This window comes from Nostoc sp. JL34, from assembly GCF_017114945.1.
GTDB lineage: Bacteria > Cyanobacteriota > Cyanobacteriia > Cyanobacteriales > Nostocaceae > Nostoc.
Genome location: NZ_JABXKQ010000136.1, coordinates 57,044 through 65,346 on the forward strand (window position 1 = coordinate 57,044; position 8,303 = coordinate 65,346).

Here is an 8,303-nt window from a genome sequence, read left to right on the forward strand (position 1 = left end):
ATTTCTGTAGTTGGTGCGAATCGCTAAGACTTACCTATACACATTTAAATGCGTTTTGGTTATGATATATTGATGACCAAGAATTAAGTATCAGGGTAAAAAGTTGTTCAAATGCCGATAAAGTCGAGATCAAAGGAGCGCTAAAAACCCATTATCTAAATTCATCGAGAATATTTTTAGAGAAGCAGAATTTGTTTATAAATATGGGAGACTAATTTGGGCGATGTCTATGAAGGGCTACGCTTGCTCAATGCTGCTTTTAAAGTCACTCTTTATTTTGAAAAAGAAGATCCGCAAACCTTCTGGCTTGAGTTTTCCCCTAAAACCTGCCTGAGTCGAACTACGAACCTTGAGCGATCAAGCCCAAACCTAACATTATAATTTACGCTTAAAATTGTCCAAATACTTGAACTCATAATGAAAACCAAGCGACAAGAAAACAGACCAATAGCCAGTCTTTCTTTAGACTTGGATAATATTTGGTCTTATCTAAAAAATCAGGGCGCTCCGGGTTGGGAGACTTTCCCTTCTTACTTGGATATCGCAGTCCCTCGTTTCTTAGATATTCTTCAGCAATGGGATTTGACAATCACAGTATTTATTGTGGGTCAGGATGCAGCGCTGGAAAAGAATACCAAGGCAATACAAGCGATCGCTAACGCTGGTCACGAAATTGGCAATCACTCATTTTATCATGATCCTTGGCTACATCTATATTCAGAGAATGAGATTGAACAAGAGGTGGCACTCGCCGAAGAACATATCAAGCGCGTTACTCATCAACATCCGATTGGCTTCCGGGGGCCAGGATACAGTTTTTCTCCAGCAGTATTGAAAGTCCTCGCACGCCGGGGATACGAATATGATGCTTCGACTTTTCCCACATTTTTGGGGCCAATAGCACGAGCTTATTATTTAATAACCTGTAAATTGAGTAAGGAAGAACGTAAGAAACGGGAAGCCTTGTTTGGTGGTTTTAAAGAGGGTTTGCAGCCTCTAAAACCTTACCAATGGCATCTGGGTAAGGATAAACTAACAGAGATTCCTGTTACCACCATGCCAATTTTCAAGGTGCCAATTCACTTCAGTTACATAATGTTTCTCAGTACATTTTCTTCGGAAGTAGCGTTACTTTACCTGCGAATTGCCCTTTGGCTGTGTAAACTTACACGCGTCCAGCCTTCTTTGCTACTCCATCCTACAGACTTTGTAAGTCAAGAGGATGTGCCAGAACTATCATTTTTCCCTGGAATGAGCGTCCCCACCTACAAAAAGCTAGCAATAGTGAACAAAAGTTTGGAACTTATATCCAGTCAGTTCAATGTTTTGACTGTTGGACAACACGCCAAATTCGTAGCCGGTGCCCGTCAACTACCTGTATTAGTGCCTCAAAAGAGGTAAAAATATCATCTATGCGATTTATCAGTCCAGTTTGTATTCTTGATTACAGGGAAAATTAACTTTCACCTGTTGTCGAAAAGAAGGTAATAGTGTTGCCAAAAAGATAAATTTATTTTTATAATAGTTCACTATTCCAATGTCTTTATTAAAAACCCCTGGTGATATCCCTTCCCCAGAGGTTATTTTTTTAGATGCGATTCATGTAATAGATGAATCCGATTGAGAGGCTCAGAACCCCGACTTCTTGAATAAGTTGGGATTCTTTTTGTTCAGATTTTTGTGAGTTCAGTAATATTCAGCAACTAAATCACAGACGAATTCTCAGGAATTTTACTGAACCACTAAGACAATAAAGATTACTAATATATACATAAATATTGTCAGGGTGCTGAATATGTCAGATATACCGTTTCAATGCAAAAATTTGAAAGAGCAGGTTGAATCTATATTACAGCTTTTACAACAAGAGCCAACACTACGTTCCCAAGATATTACACCTGTACAAACTTCCTTAAGTAAGGCGATTTCTCCCAAGTTTGAGATTGTGTTTGCAGGTGCATTTAGTGCCGGAAAATCAATGCTAATCAATGCATTATTGGAGAGGGAATTATTGTACAGTGCAGAGGGACACGCTACAGGTACAGAATGCAAAATTGAGTATGCAGAAGTAGATAACGAACGTGTTGTTTTAACGTTTTTAAGTGAAGCTGAGATTCGGGAACAAGCAGTTTCTTTGTGTCAGCAACTAGGATTTAAGACAGTAACTAATATCAATCAAGCTGATGTAATTAATTTGCTACGTCAAGATTCTGAAGCGATTATTCAGCAAGAGGGTGGTGAGAGTAAATCAGAACGTGCAAAACAGGCGAAGGCGTTAATGTTATTGCTAGAGGGATATATAGCAAACCGCGATCGCATCAACACGGTGACTAATGCTACATATTCAATGGAGCAATTTAACTTTTCCAATCTCAAGGAAGCGGCTGGATATGCCCGCCGTGGTAGTAATAGTGCCGTATTGAAGCGGATAGAATATTACTGTAATCATCCTTTGCTACAAGATGGTAATGTAATTATCGATACGCCAGGTATTGATGCGCCAGTAGAGAAAGATGCCCAACTAACTTATGCCAAAATTCAACATCCCGATACTTCGGCGGTGGTGTGTGTGCTAAAACCTGCTTCGGCGGGTGAGATGACAAAAGAAGAAACAGAACTTTTGGAATTAATGCGGGAGAACGCGGGAGTCCGCGATCGCGTTTTCTATGTCTTCAACCGGATTGATGAAACTTGGTATAATACTCAATTACGGCAACGATTAGACGATTTAATTAGTGGGCAGTTTCACAATACAAACAAGGTTTATAAAACTAGTGGATTATTAGGATTTTATGGCAGTCAAATTAAACAGACAAGCCAACTAAATAGATTTGGTTTAGATTCTGTTTTTGCAGAAAGTATTAAAGGTTTAGATGGCAAAGAAGAAACACCACAATTTGTCTATGCCTTTAACAATTACTGTGTAAATTCAGGAAAGCTATCTGCCACTAAATTCCGTGTCTCTGTTAACGGCCATGAAACCCCAAATCAAAATTATGTGCGGATTTTGGGAGATTGGGGAAATGAACTTATAGAACAACTAATTAAAGATAGTGGAACTGAGGAGTTTCGTACAGCTATTACTCGCTATCTTACGCAGGAAAAGCGCCCACAATTATTTAAAAATCTTGCTGATGATTTGGAAGATGTTTGTATCAAGCTGAAGAAACATTATCAGAGTGTACAACGCAATTTAGATAGTCAACCCCAAGAAATTGAGACGATGAAGGCGCAAGAGTTGCAACATCTAAATCAGCAACTCCAGCAAATTGGAAGAGAATTTAGTGAGCATATCACAGAAGAAGTTAATCATATAATTAATAATTATTGTGATGCTTTTGAAGCAGATTTTAAGCAATTGCAATCACGAATGATTCGTCGTCTAGATGAATTGCTAGATACTTTTTCTGTAGCTTATGCTTACCGACGTGCAACCATCAGCCATCCTCGCAACGCTACCGCACCTTTAATTGCTATTTTAGTAGAGGCATTTTATTACTTAGCAAATCAATTAGAAGATATTTTAGTTGAATCTTCTCAGCAAGTAATTGCAAATTATTTCCAACGGTTGATTGAAAAGATTCGCAAGTCAGAATATTATCGCCAATTGTATCGTTTATTAGATCATGATGGTGGTATTGAACAAGAAATCAGAACTGTAGAAAAAGGAGTTACTCAAGCATTAGTGAGTGCAGCTAGTGTAGAGTGCGATCGCTTTGTGCGAGAAAGTCCTAGATTTTACGATGAAGGTACTTTTTCTATATATCAATTTCGCCAAACTCTATTACAAACTTCTCAAGGTTATGACGCTGAAAGTATTATAGAAGCAGAGCCAGCAATTAGGCAGTTATTGAAGTTAGATTTTGAACCCAAAGTTTCCCAAACTATTCGTAAATCTTTCCGTCAAACCATCAACCAAACACTGAAAACTCAGTTGATACCAATGGCAAATCAGCAAGCCGATGAAATTTTGCAGCAGTACCCACAGGCACGTGCTTATTTAGAGAGAACATTGGAACAAGAAGCTGAAGAAAAAATTGCGAATAATCACCGATTGTTGAATGTTGTTGAAGAAAATATTTCAGCATATAATTCAGCCGCTTCTAATATTAATAGTTGTTTACAGGCGATGCAATTATCCGATCATCTTTTGCCTGTAATTGGGAATGCAGATTTTATATATGCTACGCCTGGTTCATTCAATAATGATGGCAAATCTGCTAGTAATGGATTTGTGATTTCAGATAAGGTAGCAGAGGTTTAGTAATATTATGAATTTTCACCCTTACCGATGGGATTAGGTTTTTCGTGGACTTTTCCATACAACGTGAAAATTCAGCAGGTAAACATAGATAATTTGGGATTTTTTTAGCTATTCACGATGTCCAGATCCCCGACTTCTTTTAGAAGTCGGGGATCTAACTTTTTATAAATGATTTAGGCATTGCTATAACCTATTAAAATTCGTCACTATCCCCAGTCCCTAACTCAATGGTTATGCTTATCAAGCGTCGGGAATTTCTCACAACCTGTGGACTAGCTACCTTAGCCACCCAGATACCAGTACTTACCGCCCAAGGTAAGCCATTTCCAAACACCATCCGCAAGCCGCCCCGCCTGCAAGTAGGCGATACTGTCGGATTGATTTCTCCTGCGGGGATCGTTGACACCAAAGACATCGAAACAGCGCAGAAGTCAATTTCACAGTTAGGGTTAAAAGTCAAGCTGGGCAAGCATATTTTAGATCGTTATGGCTATTTAGCGGGTAAAGATGCCGATCGCGCTGATGATCTAAACTTGATGTTTAGCGATCACTCCATAAAAGCAATTATTGCCATGCGTGGTGGTTGGGGCTGTAATCGCATTTTACCCCTACTCAACTACTCGCTGATCCGCTCCCATCCAAAAATTATCATGGGGTACAGCGATATTACTACCCTGTTGTTAGCAATTAATGCCCGTAGTCAATTGATTACTTTTCATGGGCCAGTTGCCACGTCTACTTGGAATCAGTTTACAGTGGTTTACTTCAAGCGCATCCTATTTAATGGTGAAGCTGTGACTATGCAAAACCTCAACCCTAGCGAAGTGCGGCTGGAGATAATAGCACCGGGAAAGGCGAGGGGTAAACTTGTGGGTGGAAACTTATCAGTGCTATCAGCGATGGTAGGTTCACCTTATCTACCTTCTTGGAACAAAAGCATCCTGTTTGTGGAAGAAATTGGCGAGGATGTTTACCGTGTAGATAGGATGCTGACACAGTTAAAAACCGCTGGCATACTTAATCAAATTGCTGGCTTGATCTTTGGGCAATGCACTAATTGTAGTCTTGGGGATGAACCATCGTTTACCTTAATGCAAGTATTACAAGACCACATACTTCCTTTAGGTATTCCTGCTTGGTATGGTTCAATGATTGGTCATATTAAGGATAAATTTACTTTGCCAATCGGTGTAGAAGTGGAAATAGATGCTGAACTTGGGACAATACGAATGTTAGAGGCGGCTGTCAGTCTGGTTTAACGCATGTCTTATCTGTCTAATTAGCCATCATAAAAGGGTTTATAGTATACTTTGCGACTTTTCAAACATCTTTCTCTCTCTGAATCGGAACTATAGTGTACACAAATTTCTTGACTTGCAATGCTAATGTATCGACTAACAATGCCAATGCATCAACTGACAATGCCAATGTATCGACTAACAATGCCATTGTATCGACTGACAACGCCAATGCATCGACTGACAACGCCAATGCATCGACTGACAACGCCAATGCATCGACTGACAATGCTTTAGATGAAAGTAAGGAAAGTCTAATCAAGCTAAATTTTTAGGACTTGTGTATAGCGGTTCCCATTCAGATGCGGTACAAAATTATATCGCGAGTTGTAGGGGCACGGCAGTGCCCATTGGTGTCAAGTTAAGCTCAAACTTCCTATGTCAATAAGCATTTAGGCTTAAAAATTCGGTTTGAAAGGGACAAAAAACGAACTTTTTCATGGACTATTAATGCTTTGTTTATTAGCATCACTCCCAGCTTGCGTATAAAAGTCAGAAAAAAGTTCACCTTTATACTTCGTTCCTAACAAAACCTATCGTTGACAAATGGGTTTTAACCTTAAGTTGACACTAATGGGCAGTGCCGTGCCCCTACGGGTGTACTTCGCTAGGTCGGGAAATGCTATATACACCGTAGCCAAATTAGAGAGAGATGGACTTGAACTTTAGTTGAAGACAGGGAGAGATTTATCGAACTCACATTTGTTTCCCCGAAGGAAATCAGTGATGCCCACGGCAAACTACGCTAACGCGCCAGAGTGATTTTGTTTAATATTTTGAAAGATAGTATGAATTTCTCCTCGCTATGTTACGACTAACAGAAGTAAAGCTCCCGCTTGATCATCCTGAAGATGAGATCAAGACAGCCATCCTCAAAAAGCTGCAAATCACGCCCGAAGAATTGATCAGCTATTCCATCTTCAAGCGTAGCTACGATGCGCGTAAAAAAGGAGAGATCGCCCTTGTTTATATTCTGGATGTAGAAACAACTCAAGAGACTCATCTACTCAAGCGCCTGAAAAAAGATCCCCATGTGATTGCCACGCCAGACATGAGTTATCGCCCAGTGGCACAAGCACCGAGCAATTTAGCGATTCGCCCTATCATCATTGGTACTGGGCCTTGTGGCTTGTTTGCAGGTTTGATGCTGGCGCAAATGGGCTTTTGTCCAATCATTTTAGAACGTGGCAAACAAGTCCGCGATCGCACTGTTGATACCTTTGGCTTTTGGAAGAAAAAATCAGACTTTAACCCAGAATCCAATGCCCAATTTGGCGAAGGTGGGGCGGGTACATTCTCCGATGGCAAACTCTACAGTCAAGTCAAAGATCCTCAGCATTATGGACGCAAAGTACTAACCGAATTAGTCAATGCGGGAGCCTCGCCAGAAATTTTATATATCAACAAACCGCATATCGGCACCTTCAAACTAGTCGGAATCGTCCAAAGTATGCGTGCCCAAATCGAATCTCTGGGTGGCGAAATTCGCTTTCAAAGTCGGGTGGAAGATATTAACATCGAAAATGGACAAGTGCGGGGAGTTACCCTCGCCAGTGGCGAATATATCGCCAGCGATTATATAGTTCTCGCAGTGGGTCATAGCGCCCGCGATACCTTCCAAATGCTATTTGAACGCGGGGTTTACATTGAGGCGAAACCATTTTCTATCGGCTTTCGGGTGGAACATCCCCAGTCTCTCATCGACCAATGTCGTTTCGGCGCTCAGGCTGGTCATAAGCTTTTAGGTGCTGCCGATTACAAACTGGTTCACCACTGCCAAAATGGTCGTTCCGTCTATAGTTTTTGTATGTGTCCAGGGGGTTTGGTAGTCGCCGCAGCATCAGAGCCAGGGCGACTTGTCACCAATGGGATGAGCCAATACTCTCGCAATGAGCGCAATGCCAACAGTGCGATCGTTGTGGGCATCACACCCGAAGATTATCCGGGCAATGCCTTAGCAGGAATTGACTTTCAACGGCGCTTGGAAGAACGGGCTTTTGAATTAGGGGGTGGAACTTATGAAGCTCCAGGACAGTTGGTGGGAGACTTTCTCAACCATCGTCCCTCGACAGCATTGGGCACTGTTAAGCCGTCTTATACACCTGGGGTACATTTGGGCGATTTGAGCCAGAGTTTACCAGATTATGCGATCGCTGCCATCCGCGAAGCACTTCCCGCTTTTGACAAACAAATTAAAGGATTTGCGATGGACGATGCGGTGTTAACTGGGGTGGAAACCCGCACGTCATCACCGATTCGGATTAAACGCAAAGAAGATTATCAGAGTTTAAATACAGTCGGTCTTTATCCGGCTGGTGAAGGAGCGGGATACGCAGGGGGGATTCTCTCGGCGGGTATCGATGGGATTAAGGTGGCGGAGGCGGTGGCTTTAAGTATTTTGAGGAATTGCAGTCGTCAAATCTGAAATAGTGAATGCGATACCTACGGTAAACTGCTCATGCTATGTTGAAATACTTGGGAGAGTTGAAGCGCTCTTATTTGACTGCGGTAGAGGAACTGTTGAGTTTGATTGAGCAAGAATATGGGATTGATTGAGACAGACTCCAATACAAACTCCTCAGTCGTTTTTCTTTTTTGTTGCGGTAAATCCTGATAAATTCCCATAGGATTGGGATTAGCAGTAGGTGATATCATGTCCGCCTAATTAGTTATAATTCCCGCATCTGTGCAAAAACCAGGAAACCCTCTTTCCCCCTGCCCCCTGCCCCCTGCTCCCCTGC

At 41.4% G+C, this 8,303-nt stretch carries 6 protein-coding genes; 4 read left to right on the plus strand and 2 right to left on the minus strand.

Annotated elements, in window-relative coordinates:
- Positions 1-417 precede the first annotated feature (417 nt).
- The 3 genes from HWQ44_RS24865 to HWQ44_RS24875 all read left to right on the plus strand — a co-directional run bounded on the left by HWQ44_RS24865 (position 418) and on the right by HWQ44_RS24875 (position 5,523).
- Complete coding sequence (locus HWQ44_RS24865) at positions 418-1,401, plus strand: polysaccharide deacetylase family protein (protein ID WP_292724336.1); 984 nt, start codon at positions 418-420, stop codon at positions 1,399-1,401.
- A gap of 394 nt (positions 1,402-1,795) precedes the next feature.
- A complete protein-coding gene (locus tag HWQ44_RS24870; protein WP_292724338.1) occupies positions 1,796-4,264 on the plus strand; it encodes a dynamin-like GTPase family protein in 2,469 nt (822 codons plus the stop codon).
- Between the two features lie 233 nt (positions 4,265-4,497).
- Positions 4,498-5,523 carry an LD-carboxypeptidase gene (locus tag HWQ44_RS24875; protein ID WP_292724340.1) on the plus strand — a complete coding sequence of 342 codons (1,026 nt, stop codon included), beginning with the start codon at positions 4,498-4,500 and terminating at the stop codon, positions 5,521-5,523.
- 61 nt (positions 5,524-5,584) lie between these two features.
- On the opposite strand, the gene HWQ44_RS24880 is transcribed toward HWQ44_RS24875, so the two are convergent.
- Positions 5,585-5,824 carry a hypothetical protein gene (locus HWQ44_RS24880; RefSeq protein ID WP_292724342.1) on the minus strand — a complete coding sequence of 80 codons (240 nt, stop codon included), beginning with the start codon at positions 5,822-5,824 and terminating at the stop codon, positions 5,585-5,587.
- A gap of 543 nt (positions 5,825-6,367) precedes the next feature.
- Between HWQ44_RS24880 and HWQ44_RS24885 the strand changes: the two genes are divergently transcribed.
- The gene (locus HWQ44_RS24885; RefSeq protein WP_292724344.1) at positions 6,368-7,987 is read left to right on the plus strand and encodes an NAD(P)/FAD-dependent oxidoreductase; all 1,620 of its coding nucleotides are present in this window, start codon (positions 6,368-6,370) and stop codon (positions 7,985-7,987) included.
- 17 nt (positions 7,988-8,004) lie between these two features.
- Here HWQ44_RS24885 and HWQ44_RS24890 read toward each other — a convergent pair whose 3' ends face one another.
- Positions 8,005-8,217 carry a hypothetical protein gene (locus tag HWQ44_RS24890; protein WP_292724346.1) on the minus strand — a complete coding sequence of 71 codons (213 nt, stop codon included), beginning with the start codon at positions 8,215-8,217 and terminating at the stop codon, positions 8,005-8,007.
- Between the last annotated feature and the right edge of the window lie 86 nt (positions 8,218-8,303).

Excerpts from the sequence above, each read along its gene's own strand:
- HWQ44_RS24885 (WP_292724344.1), top strand. The coding sequence starts at position 6,368 with ATGTTACGACTAACAGAAGTAAAGCTCCCGCTTGATCATCCTGAAGAT.
- HWQ44_RS24870 (WP_292724338.1), top strand. The coding sequence starts at position 1,796 with ATGTCAGATATACCGTTTCAATGCAAAAATTTGAAAGAGCAGGTTGAA.
- HWQ44_RS24890 (WP_292724346.1), bottom strand. The coding sequence starts at position 8,217 with ATGATATCACCTACTGCTAATCCCAATCCTATGGGAATTTATCAGGAT.
- HWQ44_RS24865 (WP_292724336.1), top strand. The coding sequence starts at position 418 with ATGAAAACCAAGCGACAAGAAAACAGACCAATAGCCAGTCTTTCTTTA.
- HWQ44_RS24875 (WP_292724340.1), top strand. The coding sequence starts at position 4,498 with ATGCTTATCAAGCGTCGGGAATTTCTCACAACCTGTGGACTAGCTACC.